The 22614-nt window shown below is 61.0% G+C and carries 17 protein-coding genes and 1 pseudogene; 11 read left to right on the forward strand and 7 right to left on the reverse strand.

Annotation, left to right across the window (positions count from 1 at the left end):
* Positions 1-3: 3 nt before the first annotated feature.
* Both bcsZ and bcsC read left to right on the forward strand, forming a co-directional pair.
* Complete coding sequence (gene bcsZ, locus BSP75_RS16210; RefSeq protein ID WP_075113881.1) at positions 4-1113, forward strand: cellulose synthase complex periplasmic endoglucanase BcsZ; 1110 nt, start codon at positions 4-6, stop codon at positions 1111-1113.
* Positions 1095-4541, forward strand: a complete 3447-nt coding sequence (gene bcsC / locus BSP75_RS16215; RefSeq protein ID WP_075113882.1) for a cellulose synthase complex outer membrane protein BcsC — start codon at positions 1095-1097, stop codon at positions 4539-4541. Before bcsZ ends, bcsC begins: the two co-directional genes overlap by 19 nt.
* A gap of 39 nt (positions 4542-4580) precedes the next feature.
* Here the strand turns inward: bcsC and BSP75_RS16220 are convergent, their stop codons facing one another.
* Positions 4581-4856 (reverse strand): metal/formaldehyde-sensitive transcriptional repressor, encoded by a 276-nt coding sequence (locus BSP75_RS16220; protein ID WP_075113883.1) that lies wholly within the window; start codon positions 4854-4856, stop codon positions 4581-4583.
* Positions 4857-4927: 71 nt separating this feature from the next.
* Here BSP75_RS16220 and dmeF point away from each other — a divergent pair, with 71 nt between their 5' ends.
* Positions 4928-5890, forward strand: a complete 963-nt coding sequence (dmeF, locus tag BSP75_RS16225) for a CDF family Co(II)/Ni(II) efflux transporter DmeF (RefSeq protein WP_075113884.1) — start codon at positions 4928-4930, stop codon at positions 5888-5890.
* A gap of 56 nt (positions 5891-5946) precedes the next feature.
* Here the strand turns inward: dmeF and BSP75_RS16230 are convergent, their stop codons facing one another.
* Positions 5947-6360, reverse strand: coding sequence for a hypothetical protein (locus tag BSP75_RS16230; protein WP_075113885.1), 414 nt, complete (start codon positions 6358-6360; stop codon positions 5947-5949).
* Between the two features lie 262 nt (positions 6361-6622).
* Between BSP75_RS16230 and pulA the strand changes: the two genes are divergently transcribed.
* Positions 6623-10687, forward strand: coding sequence for a pullulanase-type alpha-1,6-glucosidase (pulA, locus tag BSP75_RS16235; RefSeq protein WP_148140743.1), 4065 nt, complete (start codon positions 6623-6625; stop codon positions 10685-10687).
* Positions 10688-10898: 211 nt separating this feature from the next.
* Here the strand turns inward: pulA and BSP75_RS16240 are convergent, their stop codons facing one another.
* Complete coding sequence (locus BSP75_RS16240) at positions 10899-13370, reverse strand: zinc/cadmium/mercury/lead-transporting ATPase (protein ID WP_075113887.1); 2472 nt, start codon at positions 13368-13370, stop codon at positions 10899-10901.
* 186 nt (positions 13371-13556) lie between these two features.
* On the opposite strand from BSP75_RS16240, the gene tpx reads away from it, so the two are divergent.
* Positions 13557-14057, forward strand: coding sequence for a thiol peroxidase (gene tpx / locus BSP75_RS16245; protein ID WP_075113888.1), 501 nt, complete (start codon positions 13557-13559; stop codon positions 14055-14057).
* 59 nt (positions 14058-14116) lie between these two features.
* Here the strand turns inward: tpx and BSP75_RS16250 are convergent, their stop codons facing one another.
* Complete coding sequence (locus BSP75_RS16250; RefSeq protein WP_075113889.1) at positions 14117-14932, reverse strand: transporter substrate-binding domain-containing protein; 816 nt, start codon at positions 14930-14932, stop codon at positions 14117-14119.
* Between the two features lie 144 nt (positions 14933-15076).
* On the opposite strand from BSP75_RS16250, the gene BSP75_RS16255 reads away from it, so the two are divergent.
* Complete coding sequence (locus BSP75_RS16255; protein WP_075113890.1) at positions 15077-16306, forward strand: DEAD/DEAH box helicase; 1230 nt, start codon at positions 15077-15079, stop codon at positions 16304-16306.
* Positions 16307-16308: 2 nt separating this feature from the next.
* On the opposite strand, the gene BSP75_RS16260 is transcribed toward BSP75_RS16255, so the two are convergent.
* On the reverse strand, positions 16309-17139 hold the full coding sequence (locus BSP75_RS16260) for a CPBP family intramembrane glutamic endopeptidase (RefSeq protein WP_075113891.1): 831 nt from the start codon (positions 17137-17139) through the stop codon (positions 16309-16311).
* Positions 17140-17301: 162 nt separating this feature from the next.
* On the opposite strand from BSP75_RS16260, the gene BSP75_RS16265 reads away from it, so the two are divergent.
* Positions 17302-18003 carry a transporter substrate-binding domain-containing protein gene (locus BSP75_RS16265; RefSeq protein WP_244152218.1) on the forward strand — a complete coding sequence of 234 codons (702 nt, stop codon included), beginning with the start codon at positions 17302-17304 and terminating at the stop codon, positions 18001-18003.
* A 221-nt stretch (positions 18004-18224) separates the two neighbouring features.
* Positions 18225-18974 (forward strand): transporter substrate-binding domain-containing protein, encoded by a 750-nt coding sequence (locus BSP75_RS16270; RefSeq protein ID WP_075113892.1) that lies wholly within the window; start codon positions 18225-18227, stop codon positions 18972-18974.
* 42 nt (positions 18975-19016) lie between these two features.
* Here the strand turns inward: BSP75_RS16270 and BSP75_RS16275 are convergent, their stop codons facing one another.
* Both BSP75_RS16275 and BSP75_RS16280 read right to left on the reverse strand, forming a co-directional pair.
* Positions 19017-19313 (reverse strand): hypothetical protein, encoded by a 297-nt coding sequence (locus tag BSP75_RS16275; RefSeq protein WP_033135544.1) that lies wholly within the window; start codon positions 19311-19313, stop codon positions 19017-19019.
* A 79-nt stretch (positions 19314-19392) separates the two neighbouring features.
* Complete coding sequence (locus BSP75_RS16280; RefSeq protein ID WP_042656337.1) at positions 19393-19767, reverse strand: YacL family protein; 375 nt, start codon at positions 19765-19767, stop codon at positions 19393-19395.
* Between the two features lie 207 nt (positions 19768-19974).
* Between BSP75_RS16280 and BSP75_RS21610 the strand changes: the two are divergent.
* The 3 genes and pseudogenes from BSP75_RS21610 to BSP75_RS16295 all read left to right on the forward strand — a co-directional run.
* Positions 19975-20058 (forward strand): annotated as a pseudogene (locus BSP75_RS21610) (hypothetical protein); the annotation flags it as partial.
* Between the two features lie 55 nt (positions 20059-20113).
* A complete protein-coding gene (locus BSP75_RS16290) occupies positions 20114-21229 on the forward strand; it encodes a sugar diacid recognition domain-containing protein (RefSeq protein ID WP_075113893.1) in 1116 nt (371 codons plus the stop codon).
* A 117-nt stretch (positions 21230-21346) separates the two neighbouring features.
* Positions 21347-22609, forward strand: coding sequence for an SLC13 family permease (locus BSP75_RS16295; protein ID WP_042063189.1), 1263 nt, complete (start codon positions 21347-21349; stop codon positions 22607-22609).
* Positions 22610-22614 lie beyond the last annotated feature (5 nt).

Here is a 22614-nt window from a genome sequence, read left to right on the forward strand (position 1 = left end):
GAGATGAGAAAAATGATCCGACAGATCGCGGTACTGCTGCTCTGCTGCGCGAGTGCAATCCCGGTACGAGCCGCTTGTGACTGGCCAGAGTGGGAGCAGTTCAAGCGGGATTACATAACTGCCGAGGGGCGGGTAATTGATCCGTCAGATGCGCGCCGCATCACCACCTCGGAAGGGCAGAGCTATGCGCTCTTTTTCTCGTTGGTCAATGATGATCGGGAGACGTTCGAGCAGGTGCTGAACTGGACCGAGCGTGAACTGGCAAAAGGCGATCTGACCGGTTTTTTGCCTGCATGGCTATGGGGAAAACAGGGAGACAAGTGGGGCATTCTGGATGCCAATAGTGCGGCTGATTCGGATCTCTGGATCGCCTACAGCCTGCTGGAAGCTGGGCGTCTGTGGCAGAACCACAGCTATGAATCCATCGGTACCATGTTGCTACGTCGTATCGCTCGTGAAGAGGTGGCTCGCGTGCCCGGATTGGGGCTGGTACTGTTGCCGGGACCCAGGGGGTTTGCTACAGAGCAGCGTTGGACGCTCAACCCCGCTTATGTGCCCCCCCAGTTACTGGCTCGCGTCGCTGGCATGCAGGGGCCGTGGCAAGAGATGCACAAACAGTGGCCTGCCATATTGATGGCCAGTTCGCCCAATGGATTCGCCCCCGACTGGGTCGATTGGCAGCCGCCGAAAGGTTGGGTGAGCAACGATAAACATGGCGGGCGTGGCAGCTATGATGCTATCCGGGTCTATCTCTGGCTCGGCATGCTCAGCACTGACGATCCGGTGAAGCAACAACTGGTGGCTCACTTTGCTCCCATACAAGCCTATGTCAACCGTACCGGCCTGGTTCCGGAGCAAATAGATACCGCTACCGGCAAGGTCGAGGGGCAGGATGCAGGCGGTTTTGCCGCTGCCTTGCTCCCACTGATGCAAGGAGAGCCGGCACTGGATGCACTGCGTGCGCAAGTAGGCCAGCGGGGCTGGGATGCCCATGCCTACTATGGCAGCGTGTTGACGCTGTTTGGGGCTGGTTGGGATCAGGGTCGTTATCGCTTTGCGGCAAATGGCAATCTGATCCCCCGCTGGAGTAAATCATGTCTTCAGCCAGAGTAACTGCGGGTTGTCTGGTTCTAGGCTTGCTGATGGCTGGCAACGCCTGCTCTGCGGTGGAGCCTGTCAGCTGGCTGCTGGAGCAGGTGCGACTCGGAGAGGCGACCCATAATGAGGCGCTGATCAGCAATTCGCTCTATTCACTTTCCCTTGTTGAGCCGAATCACCCTGATCTGCTGGCAGCCAGAGCGCGTCAGGCGCTGCGCCTCGGTAAGCAGGCGGATGCCCGACAGGCGCTGGCACAACTGGCCGATGTGGCACCGGATTCGAGCCAGTACCGACAGGTCATGGCTGCGTTGGCACTCGATGCTCCCGCGCTGCGTCAACAGTTGCAGCAGGCTCGCGTACTGGCCAGCGCGGGACGCTTGCAGGAGGCGCAAGGTGAATACCGGAAGCTGTTTGGCGCAGATGGGCCACCGACACTGGATCTGGCAGTGGAGTATGCGCTGCTTGAGGCCCGCATGCCTGCTACGCGTCAGACCGCAATGGCTACGTTGTGGGACCTTGAGAGACGCTATCCCGGACACGCACCCTTGCGAGTCGGTTTAGTGAGAAACCTGTTGCAGGATGGCCGCCAGCAAGAGGCCGTGGCACTCTTGAAACGTATGGCTCTTCATCCTGACAGCCGTGATGCTGCCGCTTCCCTCTGGCTCGATGCGATCCGCGAGATGCCGGTCGGCAATGCGAGTATGGATGCCCTGCGGCAATTTATCGTAACGTTTGGTGCTGACAGTGGTGTGGATGATGCCCTCGCGCTGCTTGATACGCAGGAGCAGCAGTGGGCATCACCGGCCTTTCGCCAGCGTCAGCAGGTGTTGGCGCGCAGCCAGGCAGGAAAGGCTTCGATACGGGAAATCAGGGCCGCACTGGCGGCTAATCCAGATGCTCAGGAGTTGAAAGGGGCGCTCGCCGAAGCCTACTCACGGGATAACCGACGAGCAGAGGCCGTAGCCCTGCTGGAGCAGCTGTTGCGGCAGCCTGATGTAGCCGGACGATCAAAGTGGGAAAGTTTGCTGGCGACCAACCGCTACTGGTTATTGCTGGAGCGCGCTGACAAGGCAGTCAGCACAGGGCGGTGGGACGATGCTATCAGTCTGTACCATCAAGCAACTCGGCTGAATCCGCAGGAGGCCGAGGGCTGGCTCGGGATGGGCGATGCAGAGCACGCTCGACAACAAGATAAAGAGGCTGAGCGGGCTTATCGCAAAGTGCTCTCATTGGCCCCAGGCAATGAGCGGGCGTTGGGGCGCTTGTTTGAGCTGTATCTGGAGCAGGATCCAGCCAAAGCACTGGCACTGGTCAAAGAGAGTCGCTCTCCCCGCCTGCAGGCACAAGCTGCGCAGCTCAAGGCAAAGCAGTTGGAGGAGGAGGCCGACATGCTGGCTCTGGCCGGCAAGTGGCCGCAGGCAGTGGCAAGCCGACAGGAGGCATTGCGCTTGCGGCCTGATGATGTCTGGTTGGCTTACCGGCTGGCAGGGGATTTGACTCATATCGATAATGGCCAGGCGGGTGAGCAGTTACTGCAGCAACGTCTTGCGGTTGCCCCTCGGGACCGTTCATTGCGTTATGCCACTGCACTCTATCTTTCCGGGCAAGACCGGGTATCCCAGGCTCGCTCACTGTTGGCGGTAGAGCCTGCAGATCGCTGGACGGATGATATGCGAGAGCTGGACAGTCGCCTTGCTCGCAGGGAGTTGGTCGCACGTGCCACGCAACTTCGCGAGCAGGGTGATGAAAGCGCAGCCGAACGTCTGTTGCAACCTCTGTTGCCTGATGAGGATATTGCTCTGTTGTTGGCGCAGTGGGCGACTCTTCGTGGTGCGCTGACGCAGGCAGAGCACCTCTATCAGGTCATTCTGGCCAGATATCCTCAGCATCCCGATGCGCGTCTTGGTATGGCTGAGCTGGCACTGGCCAGAGGCGATCGGCCAGCCGCTCATCGCTGGCTTCCGGCCTGGCCTGATGGCGCGCCATCGTTAGGTAATGTCAATCTCTATCGTCAGGTTGCGAATCTCGAACAGCAGCTGGGAGAGAGCGAACGTGCGCAAGAGATTTTTGCTACCTACACACCGCTTGTCGCCGGATTACCTCCGTCCCAGGAAACCGCGCTTTTCTGGCGCGATGCGGCTCGCCAGCGTTTTGCCAGCGGGGACCGTGAGGAAGCTCTGGCACTGGATAGAAAGGCCTTGCTGGCTGGCGGCGTGACTTCCCGAGAGGATGTGTCTGATGAGGTGCTAAGCGAGCAGGCAAGCAGCAAAAGTGATGACGGTTGGCTGGTCTCCAGCCTGCGTAGCGATCTGGCTCGACACTATCGCCAGAATCAGACCACCTTCTCGTTCGATAGTGATTATTGGGGCTCCAGTGGTACGCCGGGCGTGTCAAATCTGCGCGCCCTTACCCAGATGTTGCAACTTGATACACCTCTGGCTGATGGTACCTTTTTTAGCCGGCTTGAGCTGGTCGAGATGGATGCGGGCTCCTTGCCTGACGCTCCCTATCAGGAACGGTTTGGCTCCTGTACCGAGGTCAATTGCAGCGGTATGGAGCAGCAGCGCCAGCGGGGAACGACGGTGGCTGCTGGTTGGCATGATGAGCGCTGGTCTTTTGATCTGGGGACAACACCTCTCGGTTTTGAGGTGGTTGACTGGGTCGGAGGGGCTAGCGTGAAAGGGGATTGGCAGCGTATAGGGTGGAATGCAGCGTTATCACGGCGTCCAATCAATAGCTCTCTGCTCTCCTATGCCGGTGTAAGCGACCCTGGCAGCGGGTTGATTTGGGGCGGGGTGCGTGCCAATGGGGTTCGTCTGGACTTAAGCCACGATCAGGGCGGTAATACCGGGTTTTGGGGAAGCGTTCAGCAGCATCTCCTGACGGGAAAGAATGTGCCTGACAACTGGCGAACCCGGCTCATGGGTGGGAGTTATTACAAGCTGGTCAACGAGGATCATCGCCGAGTCAGTGTCGGACTGAGCTCCATGTGGTGGCATTATCAGCAGGATCTGGGCGGTTATACCCTGGGACAGGGAGGGTATTACAGCCCCCAGCGTTACTTCTCGCTGGCGATCCCGGTCAGTTATCGGCAACGGGAGCAGGATTGGTCCTGGGAACTCGGTGGGTCGGTCTCCTGGTCGCAGGCCAGAACCGATGAAAATCGCCGTTATCCCTTGCCCGGTTTGTTGCCCGATGGTTTGCCGGATCAGGATGCTACCGTGGCCGGTGGCAGCAGCAGTGGCATGGGTTATACCCTCAACGCGCTGGTCGAGCACCGGTTGACCGATCACTGGCGCATCGGCGGTCGAGTTGATATCCAGCAGGCGGATGACTATGCCCCCAGCCATGCCACCCTGTTTTTGCGCTACACCTTCAAACCGTGGCGGGGGGATCTCGATATGCCGCCACAGCCCCTGACACCTTACGGGGAGTTTGATTGACGAGACGCCCGGCATGTTGCCGGGCGTCTTTGCATTGCGCTACTTCAAATAGGATCGCAGGACGCTGACCACCTGATCCAGATCCTCCAGCCGCTCGGCCGGGGTGGCATCGGCGGCGCCGAGATGTTCACGCATATGCCCCTCCAGCACCTCCAGCATCAGGCCGTTGACGGCGCCGCGGATGGCGGCGATCTGCTGCAAAATGGCTGCGCAGTCGCTCTCCTGCTCCAGCGCGCTCTCCAGCGCACCGGTCTGTCCCTTGATGCGGCGCACCCGTGCCAGCAGCTTCTTTTTGTCGTGAATGGTGTGGGACATGACGGATCCTCTCGATCAATAAAACTATACTGGGGTATAGTATATTGCATCATCGCTCTCAGGAGAAATCCATGTCATCCCTCGTTCAATCCCACTGCCATCAACCCGTCATCCACGAGGGCAATCCGCTGGCCGAACAGAAGACCCGCTGGGCCGTGCTGCTCACCGTCATCATGATGGTGGCGGAGATCGGCGGCGGCTGGTTCTACAACTCCATGGCGCTGCTGGCGGATGGCTGGCACATGAGCTCCCACGCGCTGGCGCTCGGTCTCTCGGTGCTGGCCTATCGCGCTGCCCGCCACTTTGCTCGCGACCACAGATTCAGCTTCGGCACCTGGAAGATCGAGGTACTGGGGGGCTTCACCAGCGCCCTGTTACTGGTGGGGGTGGCCGGGTTGATGCTGTTCGAGTCGGTGTTCCGGCTGCTCGATCCCAGTCCGATCCACTATCAACAGGCGATCGCCATCGCGCTGGTGGGGCTGCTGGTGAACCTCGCCTGTGCCTGGTTGCTCAAGGATGATCACGGCCATCACCACCACGGCCATGGGCATGACCACCATCATGATCATCACGACCACGCTCATCATCATGACCATGATGATCACCACGGCCATCAGGATCTCAACCTGCGCGCTGCTTATATCCACGTGCTGGCGGATGCAGCCACTTCCGTGCTGGCGATCCTGGCGCTGGTGGGGGGCATGCTGTGGGGGGCCGACTGGCTCGATCCGCTGATGGGTATAGTGGGTGCCGGACTGGTGGCGGTATGGGCCTGGGGGCTGCTGCGCGACTCAGGTCGGGTGCTGCTGGATGCCGAGATGGATACCCCGCTGGTGGCGGAGATCCGCGAGGTCATCGCCGAGCTGCAGGATGCCGAGATCCGCGATCTGCACGTCTGGCGGGTGGGGCAGCAGCAGTATGCCTGTGTGCTCTCTTTGCTGATGGTCAATCCGCTGCCGGCGCAGCAGATCCGCGAGCGGCTGGCGATCCATGAAGAGCTGGTGCATGTGACCATCGAGATCGCCAGCGCGTAGGATAAATAGCGGGGGCCGTTGGCCCCCCTGGTTTCAGTGCCGTTGGCTCCCTGATATCAGTGCGGTTGCCCGGTGATCTCCTCCTGGGGCTTGTGTTGCCACACTGCGCCGAGCAGCAGCTTGAGCAGCAGTCCGGGCGGGTTGTCCAGCAGCTTGCCCGACTCCAGCAGCAGCTGGCCATCGGCGCGAAACCCGAGGCTGGCATCGATAGTGCCATCCTCCGAGACCACCTGGATCAGGCCATGAAGGGCGGAGCGCTCACCGGGCTGACAGCGCAGCCGCAATTCGCGGGGTTCCCCCAGCAGGGTGAAGGCGCGGCTCAGCGGGGGCGAGTCTTCATAATCGGGCCAGTTGAAGAAGTGATACTGCTCGGCCAGGGCGCCCGCCTGCTGGCAGAACTGGTCGAACAGCTGCCCGATCGCCTGATACTCCTGATCGAGTCGTTGTGCCTGCTCTTCAATCCGTTTCATTGTTTACTCCTTGTCTATCCACTTGATCAGACATTGCTTTTCTGACCCCGTGACTGCCGTTTTCCAGATATGAGGCCAAATGGCCGCGAGGTCTGTGAGCCGGATCGAAGTTTCAATCTGAAAACGTTATCTTGTTGAAACTGGATGGTTTTTTTGCCCTTCCGCTCACATTTGAATCGATTGCCGCTGATTAATATGGCACCGCCTGGCAATGACCGGGTGCTCGACTATCGAGACTAACTACAGCGGGAATTATAAAAATATGGATATGAAAAAGACCAAAGTGGCGCTGGTAACAGCCTCACTGCTCGCGCTTTTGTCTGGCTGTAATGACAACAGCTCTGATCCCTCCGGTGTGAAACCCGTCCCCCCTACACCGCCTACGCCTGAAGTCACCGATGGGCCTGTCGCCCGTCTGCCCAAGATGGATCCCCCGAAAGAGTTGCTGGTTGCCGGCGACAATCAGGTGGTCATTGCACTGGTGGATACCCAGTCGGCAGCCAAGGGGGCCAAAACTCCCTTTGACAGCCATAGCCTGCATCTGTGGAACAACGACGCCTGCAAGGCAACGGCTGACAGCGGCCTGAATACCGGGTGGGATGACAAGAGCAAGACGCCCGCCACCGCCGACAGCTTTGGTCCAGCCTGGGTCGTGCCGCTCAACAAGGTGGAAGGGTGCATCAACTTTATTGCCCGCAACGGCGATCTGGCGAACCTGACCGGCAGCGACATGAAGGTGATCTTCAGTGAGCACCCGGATCGCACCGTGGCCATTGTCGCGGGCAAGAAAGATCTGTTTGGCAGCCGCGCCGAGGCCTTTACCGCCGCCTTCGGGGTGGCGGGTGCCAGCGCCCATCTGATCGATGGCAATACCCTGATCTGGCAAGGGGGCAAGGACAAGCCCCACGTGCGCCTCTATTACACCGACTCGGGCACTATCAAGGCCAATGCCGATGGGGTGTTCGATTTCCCCTATGTCACTCTGACCGCGACCAGTCTGACTGCCGAGCAGCAGGCCAAATATCCGCACCTCAAGGATGCAGCCGCCTTTGCCCTGCCTGCCGGGAAAGATCTCAAGCCCCTGCTCAAGGGCGAACTGGTGGCTATCGGCACCGATGCCGACGGTATCTTGCAAGGGGCAACCCTGGTACAGAGCGCCGGAGCCCTCGATGCGCTCTATGCCCCCGAGGCGACCAAGCTGAGCTATGGCGCCGTGGTGGAGGGCAACCGGGTGACCTTCCGCCTCTGGGCGCCGACCGCCAAGTCGGTCAAGCTGGCCCTCTACAACGCCAGCCACCAGAAGAGTGGTGAAGTGGCCATGACCTTCGACAGCGCCAGCGGCAGCTGGAGTTACGACGGGGGCAGCGAGCTGGTCGGCCAGTTCTACCGCTACGACATGGAGGTCTACCACCCGCTGAGCCGCAAGGTTGAGCACTACGAGGTGACCGACCCCTACTCCTTGAGTCTGGCGATGAACTCCGAGTTCAGTCAGGTGGTGGATCTCGACGATCCTGCGCTGAAACCGGAAGGGTGGGATAGCCTCAAGGCGCCCCACAGCCAGCAGAACCCTGCCGACATCACCATCTATGAGGCTCATGTTCGTGACCTGACCGGTAACGACGCCTCCACCGATGAAGAGAAGCGCGGCAAGTTTGTCGGCCTCACCCAGCCCGACTCTGTGCCGGTCAACCATCTGAAAGCCCTGGCAAAAAGCGGCGTCAGCCACCTGCACCTGCTGCCGGTGTTCGATATCGCCACCGTCAACGAGGATCCGGCCAAGGTGGCCAATATCGGCGATGACTTCAGCAAGCTCTGTCAGGTCAATCCGGATGTGAAAACATCCAAATTTGGCACCTACTGCGGTGGCGGCCAGACTGTCGGCCAGGTGCTGGATGCTCTCAAGTCAGGCGATGGCAAGGATAATCCGCAGGTGCAGGAGCTCTCCGGCTACCTGCGCGGCGTCGACTCCTTCAACTGGGGTTATGACCCCTACCACTACACCACGCCGGAAGGCTCCTATGCCACCAACGCCGAGGGTACCAAACGTATTCTGGAGTTCCGCGAGATGGTCAAGGCCATCAAGCAGAACATCGGTATGAACGTGGTGATGGACGTGGTCTACAACCATACCAACGAGGCGGGACTGGGGCCCAAGTCGGTGCTCGACAAGATCGTGCCCTGGTACTATCAGCGCCTCAATCCGGAGACCGGCTCGGTCGAGAACTCCACCTGCTGCTCCAACACGGCGCCGGAACACGCCATGTTCGCCAAGCTGATGGATGACTCGCTGGTGACCTGGGCGCGCGACTACAAGATCGACGCCTTCCGCTTCGACCTGATGGGCCACCACCCGAAAGATCAGATGGTGCAGGCACTGGCCGCGGTGAAGAAGGTCAACCCCGAGATGTACTTCTACGGCGAGGGGTGGAACTTCGGCGAGGTTCAGGATGACAAGCGCTTCGTGCAGGCGACCCAGAAGCATCTGGGCGGCACCGGCATCGGCTCTTTCTCCGACCGCTTGCGCGATGCGGTGCGTGGCGGCAGTCCGTTTGATAGTAAAGATGCCATTCGTGAAACCCAGGGCTTTGGCAACGGCGCCTTCATCGATCCTAACGAAATGAGCAAGGTGGAGCTGGCAACAGCCTTGCACCAGTCCGATCTGGTGCGCCTCGGCATGGCGGGCAACCTCAAGGAGTTCGTGCTGACCGACAAGGATGGCATGCCGAAGAAAGGTTCCGAGATCGACTACAACGGTCAGCCTGCCGGTTATGCCCAGGATCCGGTGGAAGTGCAGAACTATGTCGACAAGCACGACAACCAGACCCTGTTCGACAACCTGATCTACAAGGCGCCTGCCGGAGCCGATCTGGTGCGGATGCAGGGGGTTTCGCTGGCGACCGCCATGCTGGGTCAGGGCATTCCCTTCACCCACGCCGGTGTCGAGCTGCTGCGTTCCAAGTCCATGGAACGGGACAGCTATGATTCGGGCGACTGGTATAACCAAGTCGACTACACCCTGGGTGACAACAACTTCGACAAGGGATTGCCGCGCAAGGACAAGGATGGCGACAACTATCCGCTGATCGAGCTGGTGCAGGGCAAGCACGCCAAGCCGGGCTCGGCCGAGATGGCGCAGATGGTGAGCTTCTATCAGGAGCTGGCGGAGCTGCGTAACTCTTCCCGTCTGCTGCGTCTGGGCAGTGGCGCCGAGGTGATCAAGCGGGTCGATTTTCGCAATACTGGCCCGGATCAGGAGCCCGGCCTTATCGTCATGACGGTGGATGATGGCGTCAGTGCCGGGGCAGATCTGGATCCGGCCATCGACGGTCTGGTGGTGATGATCAACGCCAGCAACCAGAGCCAGAGCATCGGCGACTTCCGTGACGGCAACGATCAGCCGATCGATCTGAGCGGTATGGTGCTCAGCAGCAAGCATCGCGCAGTCGGCAGCATCGCTAGCGGCGCCGCCTATGACAACGGCCAGCTGACGCTGGGGGCCTGGTCTGCTGCCGTGTTCGTCAAGCCGCAGTCTGGCGCACAGGGCATAGGTTTGCCGGTCAGCAAGAAGACCGATCTGAGCACGCTGCCACCGTTTGGCAACACCGCCGTTTATCTGAAGGGGTTCCTCGGTGAATGGGGTGAGACCAACCAGATGACCTTCAGTAGCAACTTCATGTATGAATTCACCACGGAAGTACAGGCTGACAAGCTGGGCTCAACCGAGGTGAAGATTGCAGATGCCAGCTGGGGGCCGGTCAACTACGGCAGCTGCAACGCCGGTGACAAGCTGGTGGTCGGCACTCCGCTGACCCTTTGCAAGGGTGGGGATACCGGCAACATCGGGCTCGATCTGGCCAAGGCGGGCAGCTACAAGTTCGTGTTTACCGCCATGAACAAGGACAAGCCCACCCTGAGCGTCAGCTTCACCGAGCCGGTGCAGAGCTGCAAGGTACTGGACACGGTGGCGGGCAATCCGCTCGGCTACAACCTGTTTGTAAAGGGTGAGCTCTCCGGCTGGGCAGCCCAACCCCAGTACCAGCTGAGCTACAAGGGGATGGAAGGCGATCTCGCCATCTATCAGGCGGCGTTCAATTACGCTGGCACCAGTGAGTTCAAGGTCGCCAACGAGGACTGGAGCAAGGAGTACCTGCTCAACGGCGGCGGCGCGTTGAAGGCGGAGACGGGCTACCCGTTCGCCTTCTCCCAGGCCGGCAGTGCCAACAACAGCATCACATTGCCGCAAGGGCTGTGGAGTGTGTTGGTGAAGGTTGACCCGGCTGGCGTCAAGGCAGGTACTGCCGTCATTCAGGAGTGTAGCGTCAAGTAAGCAACCCATTGAGCCTAGGGGATGGCTCGGCGTCCCCGGGTTGAATTCCACCTTGCCAAGGGTGGGATAACTCCGAGAGAGTAAGCAAAGCGCGACTGCCGACCGGCAGGCGCGCTTTTTCTTTGTCGGGTGCGTCGCTTGCATAGAAAGAGAAAAGCCGTCCCGGTTGGGGACGGCTTCTGGGGGATAGGTATTGGCTACCTTGTCCGGATCAGCGCTTGCGCAGCAGCCGCAAGGCGTTGGCGGTCACCAGCGCGGTAGCGCCGGTATCGGCCAGCACCGCAATCCACAGGCCGGTGATGCCGAGCAGACTGGTGACCAGGAAGATGGCCTTCAGTCCCAGTGCCAGCGCGATATTCTGGTGAATATTGGCCAGCGCCGAGCGGGAGAGGCGGATCATCGCGGCGATGCCACCGAGCTGGTTGTGGGTCAGCGCCGCATCAGCGGTCTCCAGCGCTACATCGGTGCCGCCGCCCATGGCGATGCCGATACTGGCCCGCTTCATGGCGGGGGCATCGTTGATGCCATCGCCGATCATGGCGACCTTCCGGGTGCTGGCCAGCTTGGCGATCTCTTCCACCTTGTTCTCCGGCAGCAGACCGGCACGCCAGCCCATGCCCAGCTCGGTGGCGATCGCCTCGGCGGCGTTGGGGTTGTCACCGGTCAGCATGATGCTGTTGAGCCCGAGCCGGTTGAGCTCTTGCAGTGCCGCCGCCGCATCCGGTCGGATCTGATCCCGCAGCGCCAGCAGGGCGACCGGCAGCGCCTGGTCGCCGCTGCTCTGGCAGAGCACTACGACGGTCTTGCCCTGCCGCTCCAGCGTACCAATCCGGGTCTGCTGTTCCGCATTCAGGGTCGCCACCCGGCTCGGCGCCAGCAGTTGCCAAAGGGCGCCGTCGATGCGCCCTTCAACGCCCATGCCCGGCAGGGCACGCAGGTCGCGGGCATCAGCCAGCGTCAGTCCCTGCTCGGTCGCGCTGGCGACCACGGCGCGGGCCAGCGGGTGGTGGGAACCTTGCTCGATGGCAGCCGCCAGCGCCAGCAACTCGGCCTCCGGCTGGCCATTGAGGCTGACCAGTTCGGTCAGTTGTGGCTTGCCCAGCGTCAGGGTGCCGGTCTTGTCAAAGGCGACGGTATCGATATGGGCCAGTCGCTCCAGCGCGGCACCGCCCTTGATCAGCGCCCCCTGACGGGTAGCTGCGGCCAGCGCCGAGGTGACCGCTGCCGGGGTGGAGATGACCAGCGCGCAGGGGCAGCCGATCAGCAGCAGCGCCAGCCCGCGATAGATCCACTCGTCCCAGCTCTGGCCGAAGGCGAGCGGCGGGACAATGACGACCAGCAGGGCGATCAGCATCATGGCCGGGGTGTACCAGCGGCTGAAGCGGTCGATAAAGCGCTCAATGGGGGCGCGCTGACTCTCGGCCTCTTCGATGAGATGCAGGATGCGGTCGATGGCGTTGTTGCCGGGCTCGGAGACCACCTCAAGGCGCAACACCCGATCGGCGGCCAGACTGCCAGCAGGCACCTTGTCACCCTGACGGCGTTCCACCGGAATGGATTCGCCAGTCAGGGCGCTCTCGTCAAACGCACCGAGCTCATTGAGCAGGCGGGCGTCGGCGGCCAAGCGGGCTCCGGGGGCGATTTCGATGATGTCGCCGGGACGCAGCTGATCGGCACCGACCTCTTCCCGCACCTCGCCCTCGGCAGTGGTACGGATGCGCAGCGCCTTGTCAGGCACCAGCGCCATCAGGGCGGTCACCCCGGCACGGGCGCGGCCGGCGGCGTAGGCCTCCAGATGTTCCCCCAGCATAAAGAGCAGCAGCACCATGGCTGCCTCGGCGGTTTCACCGAGGAAAAGGGCGCCCAGGGCGGCGACCGTCATCAGGGTCTCGATGGCGAAGGGTGAACCGCTTTTGGTCAGCGCCCACGCCTTGCGGGAGATAGGCCACAGACCCCACAGGGTCGCCAGAGTAAACAGCGGCTGACCGATTTCGCTCGGCAGCAGGGCTGCGACCAGCATCAGACCCGCCAGTGATAAGGGTTGCCAGTATTTGGCCAAAAAGTTGCCGAGATCTTTGCCAAACAGATTGCCCAACAGGGTCGGTTGTGAAGCTTGCTCGCGGCCAGCGGCCTGCTTGCCAGCGCTTTCCCCCTTGAGCTGGAAACCGGCGGCCAGCACGGCGGCGGTGACGGGATCGGGAGAGAGGCCGGGGGCCAGATCCACCACCAGCTTCTCGGTGGCAAACAGCACGCGCGCCTGCAGCACGCCGCTCACCCGGCTGACGGCGGTCTCTATCTTGCGAGCGCAGCTGGGGCAATCCATCCCCAGCACCTGCCAGCTGTGGCGGCTGTTGCCTTGCTCTGGCGCAACCAGCGGGTCGGCAGGTGGCATATCGTGCTGATGTTCATGTTCATGTTCATGATCGTGATCGTGAGCTGGCGATAAGGGGGCACTGCAGCACGGCTGATCGTGGCAACTTCCTCGGGGAGGCTCTTCATCCCCAGGTGATTCATTGCCATCACGGGATGCGTGCTCATGAGGCGATGTGGCTGAACAGCCACTGACGGGCGTGGTGTTGTCGCAGCAGTGGCTATCGTGGTGATGTTCATTCTGGCCGGATACAGCCTTGCTGACGGCCTTGATGGGGGCGGCGTGCTGATGATTGCAGCAGGATTTGCTCATGATGAGTCCCTCTTGATGGATCCCGCCCCTGCGAGATCCCTGATTACTGAGGGGGAGTCTAAACCTTGGTGTTAAGTCCAAGGTCAACCCCTTTTATTCCCCTGATGTTGTCGGGTGTTTGTGAGGACGTGACAGGCTTATACTGGGGCACAGATTTTTACTACACCAATAAAAAGGACATAACACATGAGCAACACAGTCACTCTGCAAGGCAATCCGGTTTCCGTCGCGGGTCACTTCCCGGTCGCCGGTGAGCAAGCCAAGCCCTTCTCCCTGGTTGCCAAGGATCTGTCCGACCTGACCCTGGCGGCCTACGCCGGTCAGCGCAAGATCCTGAACATCTTCCCGAGCGTCGATACCCCGACTTGTGCCACCTCAGTGCGCAAATTCAACGAACAGGCCAGCGCGCTGGAGAACACTGTTGTGCTGTGCATCTCCGCCGATCTGCCGTTCGCCCAGTCCCGCTTCTGCGGCGCCGAAGGTCTGGACAAGGTGGTGACCCTCTCCACCCTGCGTGGTGCTGCCTTCCTGCAGGACTACGGCGTGGCCTTCTCCTCCGGTCCGCTGGTGGGCCTGGCCGCCCGCGCCATCGTGGTGCTGGATGCAGACAACAAGGTACTGCACAGCGAGCTGGTGGCCGAAGTGGCCGACGAGCCGAACTACGCCGCCGCGCTGGCCGTGCTGTAAGGCTGCAAGCCATAAAAAATCCCGCTTCGGCGGGATTTTTTATGGGCGACATTCGCGATTCAGGGGGATTTGACGGCCTGTGGTAGTGGCTCTGAATGCGGTTGCCACTGCACATAGGGGATATGCAGCTTGCTGTAGATCTCGCTCAGCTTGCCCGAGGTGGCAAGCTTGTCGATCGCCTCGCCAAGGAAGCTGTCCATCTCGTCGCCAGCGGTTCCCTTGGCAATGATGAAGACATCCTCGAAGTCGCCGAAATGCTCCCGATGGATATTGGTCAGTTGCAGCTGGCGCAGCATCAGGTCCGCCTCCTCCTGCGCCCAGATAAAGGCGTCGATGCGACCACGGGAGAGCTTGCGCAGGGATTGTTCGATGCTCATGGATCGCTGGAGCGGGATAGGCAGAAACCCCGGGGTTGCTTCAATCAGCAGATCCCGCTTGGTGGGCACGATGCCGTAGGCCATGTCGGTGGTGACGGGGTAAGCCGTGTTGCTGTAGATGATATGGGTGACTTTGCCAAAGCTGCGGGTGCTGAAGCGATAGGGCAGCATCTCGGCATCCTGCAGATTGCGGATGGCGGGCAGACTGAAATCCGCTTTGCCGGCAATCACCCCCGCCATGGCGCGGGCGATGGGGTAGATGGTGATCTTGATGGTCACATCGGGGTAGAGATCATCGATGGCGTACACCAGATCGACGAAGGGGCCGGTCTTGTCGGCATTGATCAGCCCCGGCAGCTCGCCAAGGTGGGCATTGAGAACGCGCACAGGTTTGGGTTGCTCTGTACCCTTGTCGCTCGCCGTCGTTTGCGACAGGCCGAGCGTCGCGCTGCCGAGCAGGGCAGCCACGAGCAGCAGGAGGGGGAGGTGTCTGGTCATGGCGGGTCTCTCTTGGCAAGGTGTCAGGTGAAGTGTAGTCAGCCTGCCGCCCGCACCGTGCGGTCGGCCCATGGTGGATAGGGTTTTACTTCTCTCCCCCCGCTCACTAGACTTCGCCTCCCACTTCTTTGTTGACGTAGCGCCATGACCTTTAGCGAACTAGCCCTCCATCCCGCCCTGTTGGCCTCTTTACCCGCCACCTTGCAGACGCCGACCCGCATCCAGCAGCTGGCCATTCCGGCGGTACTGGCGGGGCAGGATCTGCTGGCACTGGCCCAGACCGGCAGCGGTAAGACCTTGGCGTTTGGCTTGCCGCTGTTGCAGCGGCTGGATCCCGCTTCCAGTCTGGTGCAGGGGCTGGTGCTGGTGCCGACCCGCGAGCTGGCGATTCAGGTCACTGCTGCGCTAAAAGAGGGCGCCGAGGCGTTGGGGCTGCGCATCGTTACCCTCTGTGGCGGTGTGCCTCAGGAGCGGCAGCAGGCCGAACTGGCGCTGGGGCCACAGCTGCTGGTGGCGACGCCGGGGCGGCTGCGGGATCTGCTGACCCAGCAACTGCTGGGGCTGGATGGCCTGCAATTGCTGGTGCTGGATGAGGCGGATCGTCTGCTGGAGATGGGCTTTGCTCCTGACATCAAGGCGCTGCTCAGCTTTATTCCGGCGGATCGCCAGACCCTGCTCTTCTCCGCCACCTTGCCTGCCGAGCTGGAGGCGCTGGCCAACGGCCTGCTGTGCGAGCCAACCCGTATCGAGGCTAACCCCCTCAACAGCGTGGTGAACGAGATCGAAGAGCGACTCTATCTGGTCAACAAGAGCAGCAAGGTGCCGGCGCTCATCAGCTTGCTCAAGGAGCAGGCGTGGCCGCAGGTGCTGGTCTTTATCAGTGCGCGGGATGATGCCGACGGGGTTGCCAGAAAGCTGGCCAAGGCGGGCATTGCGGTGGCCGCCCTCCATGGCGAGAAGGAGCAGGCGGTGCGCGAGCAGGCGCTCAATGATTTCAAGGAGGATCGGGTGAGGGTGCTGGTCGCCACTGACCTGATGGCGCGCGGCATTCATGTGGAGGCGCTGCCGGTGGTGATCAATCTGGATTTGCCCGCCAGTGCCCCTGTCTATGTACACCGCATTGGCCGGACAGCCCGGGCTGGCCGTGAAGGGCTGGCCATCTCGCTGGTCTGTCATGGCGAGAGTGACATGCTGCAAGCCATTCGTACCCTGACCGGCCGCGAGCTGCCGCTGGGCGATCTGGCCGGATTCCCGGTCACCGACCAGCCCGCCAGCGGCGAGGGCAAGCGCCCGGCTCGCGACAAGCAGGCCAATCGTCGCACGCAGGCCAAGCGCAGCGTCAAGGCGTTCAAAGGCAAGACGCCACGCAGCTGAGATCAGGCCCGTGCCAGCGGGTAGGTAAACAGCGCCAGATGGGCGAAGTTGAAGGCGAAGTGCAACAGGATCGCCACCGTGAGCCGCCCGCTCAGCTGGAGTGCCAGACCGTAGCAGACGCCCGCCAGCGTGGCGAAGAGAGCCAATAGGGCGCCACCCGCCAGATGACCCGCCCCGAACAGGCTGGCTGCCACCACTATGCCAATCCAGGGGCGGTAGCGTTCGGCCAGCCCTTGCTGGATCGCCCCCCGAAACAGCGCCTCTTCCGCCACACAGGTGAACAGCAGGTTGTTCAGCGCGAACAACCACCACCAGTGAGGCAGTCCCACCTCCGGTTTCAGTGCCCCCAACTGCCAGGCGATGACCAGCAGGGCGGCCAGCGGCAGCAACAACAGGGCCAGCGGGCGCCAGCGGATGCTTCCTCCCTTGCCGAGCAGCGTCGGGCAGGCCAGCAGCAAGCCAAACAAGAGCAGCGGCTTATCGAGGTTCAGATACATATTGAACGGCACGCTGGCGGGGCCTGCCAGCGCCTGATCCAGTACCTTGAGATTGCTGAATCCGGGGATCAGATGCAGGGTCAGCGCTACCGCCCATGTCAGCAAGGCGCCCCATGCGACGGTACGGCCATGGCCGGGCAGTGAGGGCAGGCGCCAGGCCAGCAGCAGGGCGGCCAGCGTCACCAGCAGGGTGGTCGGGGTGATGCGCGCGAGCCAGAGCGCCAGCAGCAGGGCTACCCCCAGCAGCAGGAAACCGGGCCGCCGTTGCCGTGCCAGACAGAACAGGGTGGCCAGCGCCAGCGCTCCCCAGATCAGTGTGTCGGGTAGGGGTAACATCGGAACTCCTTTGTAACAAAAGGGCCGCACCTTAGCAGCTGCATCGGCGCAAAGGCAACCAGTGCGGGTTATCCGGGCCTGCCTCCTATACTCAACAAGAGAGTAAAAAGAGGGATGGTGATGAAGCACTATGGCTGGTTGTTCTGTTGTTGGTGTGGATGGTTGTCATGCGCCCCCTTGTCGCTGGTGACCGGGGAGTTCTCACCCTATTCCGGGGCTGCGCTGCCTGATGGCGGCCTGAGTACCCGGCTGGTTACCACCCTGCTGCGTGAGGCGGGCTATGACGAGCTGAAGGTGGAGTTTTTGCCCTGGAACCGGGGTTACGAGCTGACGCGCAACGGTCTGGTGTCCGCCACCTTCCCCTATGCCTGGACGCGCGAGCGGGCCAAGCTCTTCTATTACAGTGCCCCCATCCACATCAATTACCTCTCCTGGTTCAGCTATCGCGCCAGCGATCGGGTGCTCGATGGCAAATGGCAGGGATTGCGGGTCTGCATTCCCGCAGGCTGGAGTACCAGTCATGCGGATGAGGTCATTGCCCGTTTTTCCCTGCAACTCACCCGCCCAAAGAGTCTGGCGCAGTGCTTGAAAATGCTGGAACTCAAGCGGGTTGATCTGATGCCGATGAACGATGCGGTGACGGCAGAAGCTAGCATGCAGGTGTTCGGTGATCCCAACTATCTGCAACCGCTCCCCTATTTTCGTCAGCGCGATACCTTCTATCTGCTGGTTTCGCGCAAGTTGCAAGGGGGACATGAGCTGATTGAACGCTTCAACGAGGTGCTGGCTGAAGCTCGCGCCAGTGGTCATTACGACAAGCTGGTTCCCGGAGCCTTACCCCGGTTGCCCCGTTGCGATAGATGATGAGTGGGGACGCATAAAAACCATCAAGCCGGAGCCGTGACTCCGGCTTGATGGATCTTGGAGGGTCATCACAACGCAGATATCGGGATGCCGTGAAGCAACGGTTGACCGGTATGGGGGGCCTGACTTGCTCCGATACTGATAACGGCGTCAATTGTCGGTGTTGCGGCTAATATCAGGATCGTCTCCCTGTTCGCATGCACTGAATTTCAGAGGTCGGGATGAAGCACGGTTGGTGGCTGCTCGGTTGTTGGTGTGGATGGCTATCCAGTGCCCCGTTGACGCTGGTGACCGGGGACTATTCCCCCTATTCCGGCGTCGATTTACCGGAGGGCGGGCAGAGCACCCGACTGGTGACCAGGGTGCTTCACACTGCCGGCTATCACGATCTGGTTGTGGACTATCTGCCCTGGGCCCGGGGCTATCAACAGGCCCTCAATGTTCTGGCCACGGCGACCTACCCGTATGCTCGCACCCGTGAGCGCGAGCTTGATTTCTATTACAGCGATCCCATCCATCTCGATCACCTCTCATGGTTCACCTACCGCGGCAGTCAGGCTGTGCTGACTGGCCGATGGCAGGGGTTGAAAGTCTGTATGCCTCTGGGCTGGAGCTCCAGCAACTTTGATAGCGTGGTAAAGCAGTTCGGGTTGATCGTACAGAGCCCCAAGACCCTGACGCAGTGTCTGCAGTTGCTGGCGCGTCAACGGGTCGATCTGATCACCATGAATGATGCCGTGATGGCGGACGCCAGCCTGCAGGCATTTGGCGACCCCTGTCATTTGCAACCTCTGCCCTATTTTCGCGAGGCCGAGGCGCTTTATCTGATTGTCTCGCGCAAATTACCCGATGGGGCCGATGTGGTACGGCGCTTCAACAGCGCGCTGGCAACATTACATGCCAACGGAAGTTATGATGAGCTGGTCGGGGGGCGTAACGGCGGGCGGTGCCATCTATGGCAGAAAAAATAAGCCGGAGCAATCGCGCCGGCTTATTTGCATTCAGAGGGGGGATTAGCGGCCGGATTCGGCGATCACGCGGGCGATGATATCGGCGCGCTTGCTGGCTTCCAGCTCACCCAGAGCGATCAGGCCAGCCTTGAAGATGACGTTCTTCGGCAGGCTGACGTCGTCCAGGGTGGTGATGGCTTCAACGTGCATGCCGTTGAGGCGGCTGGCATCGCGCGGGCTCAGGTTGACCTGGGTGTTCATCACCTGCTTGCCTTTCTTCTTGGCAGGCGCAGCGGCTTTCTTGGTGGATTCCTGTTCTTCGTCTTCCGGCAGTTCGTCATCAAAATCGTAAATAGACATAGTCAATCCTGTTGAGTTAGGCAAAAGGGCATGTTTGCCCGACATATTCATTTCGTATTTTAACCCGATATCGGGTCAATCAGCCCATATCCTCGTTACGGATAAAGGCGCGCCAGGAGGCGAGCACCTGGGCAAAATCTTCCAGCCCGCACATGGCCAGCTGTTCATCATCGTAGTAGGCGAGATCGTCGAGATCCTCATCCAGCTCGATATTGAGGGCGTTGGCTTTCACCTCCGCCTCTTCGTGGGTCAGCAGCAGGGAGTAGTCACCGCCATTGAGCCGGTATTCGACTCGGGTGCGGTTGGAAAGCTGGTCAATGATGGCGAAGAGCTCATCGAGCTTCTCCTCATCCTTGCCAACCTCGTCGATCAACCACTGACCGATGGCTTCATGGCCCATGGAGAACCGGGCGCGATAGCCACCAAACGGGTCGCGGCGAAATTCATAATCCATAGCACAGTCCAGATCGGAGGGATGGGCCATCACGGGCAGGCGGGTGCAAGCACGCAATTCCTGCTCCATGGCGGGCCCACATCGGGTAAAGTGGCCTATTCTAGCGATCCCCCTCTCGCTTGTCTTGATGATGTGGCATCTTTGCGCCCATCTGCTGCCGGTTAACGCGGGCAGCACAGCCTGATCTGCCTCTTGTCCGGAGATGTTATGCAACTAAATGAGAGTCTTGCCCGCCAGATCGTCGCGCGGGCGATGAAGATCCTGTCGTTTTCGGTCAACGTGATGGATGAGCCACAGAGACTGGTCATCACCTCTGGTTATTCCCGGTTGGTTCAGCGGAGTACCTATGCAGCTAAATGACATGCTCGCACGCCAGATTGTGAGCCGGGCGATGAAGATCCTCTCCTTTTCGGTCAACGTGATGGACGAACGCGGCCTCATTATTGCGTCCGGCAATCCGGAGCGGATCCATGAGCGCCACGAAGGTGCCGTGCTGGCGCTGACCGAAAACCGGGTGGTGGAGATCAGCGAAGCGACCGCCCTGCAGCTCAAGGGGGTGCGGCCCGGCATCAACCTGCCTATCGCCTATCAGGGAGAGCTGATTGGGGTGATCGGTATCTCCGGCGATCCGGAGGAAGTTCGTGCTTACGCCGAGCTGGTGCGAATGACGGCAGAACTGATCCTGGAGCAGGCGGCGCTCACCGAACAGCTGCAGTGGGACAAGCGCCACAAGGAGGAGCTGGTGTTGCAGCTCATTCGTGGCGAGGGGCGAGTCGATCAGTTGCAACAGGCGGCCCGTTTTCTCGGGCTGGACTTGGCCCAGCCCCGGGTGGTGGCGGTGTTGGCGCTGGAGGAGGCCGACCCTGCTCGGTTGCGGGAGCTGGTTCATCAGCTGGAGAATCCGGAGCGGGACAATCTGGTCGCCATCAACGGGCTCGACGAGATAGTGGTGCTCAAACCGGCGCAGCTGAGCGAGGGGGTCTGGCAGTCGGCGCAGGAGCGCAGCCGGATCAAGCAGTTGCTGGCCCGCATTCCCCACTTCAAGGTGCATATCGCGGTGGGCGATTACTTCGCCGGGATCGACGGGCTGGCGCGCTCTTACCAGACGGCGCGCGATACCCTGCGTCGTGGCATGCGGCAGGCACCGCGCAAGCAGGTCTACTTCTTTGAGGACTACCGCTTGCCGGTGCTGCTGGGGAGTCTGATGGACTCCTGGCAAGCGGATCAGCTGCGAGCCCCCTTGCTGAAACTGGCCGAGGAGGATAGCAAGGGGGCGCTGCAGAAGACTCTGCGCCACTATTTTTTGCAGGATTGTGATCTGCATCGCTGTGCCGAAGCCTTGTTCATTCACCCTAATACCCTGCGCTATCGGCTGGGTCGGATCGAGCAGATAACCGGGTTGAATTTCAACAAGTTAGACGACAAATTCCAGCTTTACCTAGGGCTTAATCTGAGTATGTAATTGTTTGTTTTTACAATTAACGTGCTTTTCTGTGCCTGTTATTTGTCGTTTCGTCTAAAGATTTATCGCTTTGCATCCCCATAATGGCGAGCACTCTATCTATTCAAGGTGTCCGTCATGATCCCGGTTACAGCCCTTGGCGCCATCGCGGCGCTCTCTATCGCCATCATCCTCATTTTGAAGAAGGTGCCGCCCGCTTACGGCATGATCGTGGGTGCCTTGGCCGGTGGCCTGATTGGCGGTGCCGATCTGACCCAGACCGTCGCCCTGATGATCGGCGGCGCCCAGGGGATCACCACCGCTGTGATGCGGATCCTGGCGGCCGGTGTGCTGGCTGGCGTGCTGATCGAGTCGGGCGCGGCCACCACCATCGCCGAAACCATCGTCAAGAAACTGGGTGAAACCCGCGCCCTGCTGGCGCTGGCGCTGGCGACCCTGATCCTGACTGCGGTCGGTGTATTCGTGGACGTGGCCGTCATCACGGTTGCGCCTATCGCGCTGGCTATCGCCCGCCGTGCCGACCTCTCCAAGGCGGCCATCCTGCTGGCGATGATCGGCGGCGGCAAGGCGGGTAACGTGATGTCCCCCAATCCCAACGCCATCGCGGCGGCGGATGCCTTCCATCTGCCCCTCACCTCGGTGATGGCTGCGGGCATCATCCCGGGTCTCTTCGGTCTGGTGATGGCCTACTGGCTGGCCAAGCGTCTGAACAACAAGGGCAGCAAGGTCGCCGCCGACGAGGTAGTGAGCTTCGAGGGTACCAAACTGCCGGGCTTTGCCGCCGCTATCAGCGCACCGCTGGTCGCCATCCTGCTGCTGGCTCTGCGTCCGGTCGCCGGTATCGTGGTGGATCCGCTGATTGCACTGCCGCTCGGTGGTCTGGTCGGTGCCCTGATGATGGGCAAGTTCAGCAAGGTGAACCAGTTTGCGGTCTCCGGCCTCGCCCGCATGGCGCCGGTCGCCATTATGCTGCTGGGTACCGGTACCCTAGCGGGCATCATCGCCAACTCTGGCCTTAAAGATGTGTTGATTAGCGGCCTGACTGCCTCCGGTCTGCCCTCCTACCTGTTGGCGCCCATCTCCGGTGCCCTGATGTCGCTGGCGACCGCCTCGACTACCGCCGGTACCGTAGTGGCCTCCAACGTATTCAGCTCCACCCTGATTGAACTGGGGATCAGCGGTCTGGCCGGTGCGGCGATGATCCATGCCGGTGCCACCGTGTTTGACCACATGCCCCACGGCTCCTTCTTCCACGCCACCGGCGGCAGCGTCCACATGGGGGTGGGTGAGCGCCTGAAACTTATCCCTTACGAAACTGCAGTCGGTCTGACCATTGCCACTGTCTCCACCCTGATGTTTGGCGTGTTTGGCCTCGCCTAAGGAAT

Source organism: Aeromonas sp. YN13HZO-058, from assembly GCF_001921245.1.
GTDB classification, from domain to species: domain Bacteria; phylum Pseudomonadota; class Gammaproteobacteria; order Enterobacterales; family Aeromonadaceae; genus Aeromonas; species Aeromonas allosaccharophila.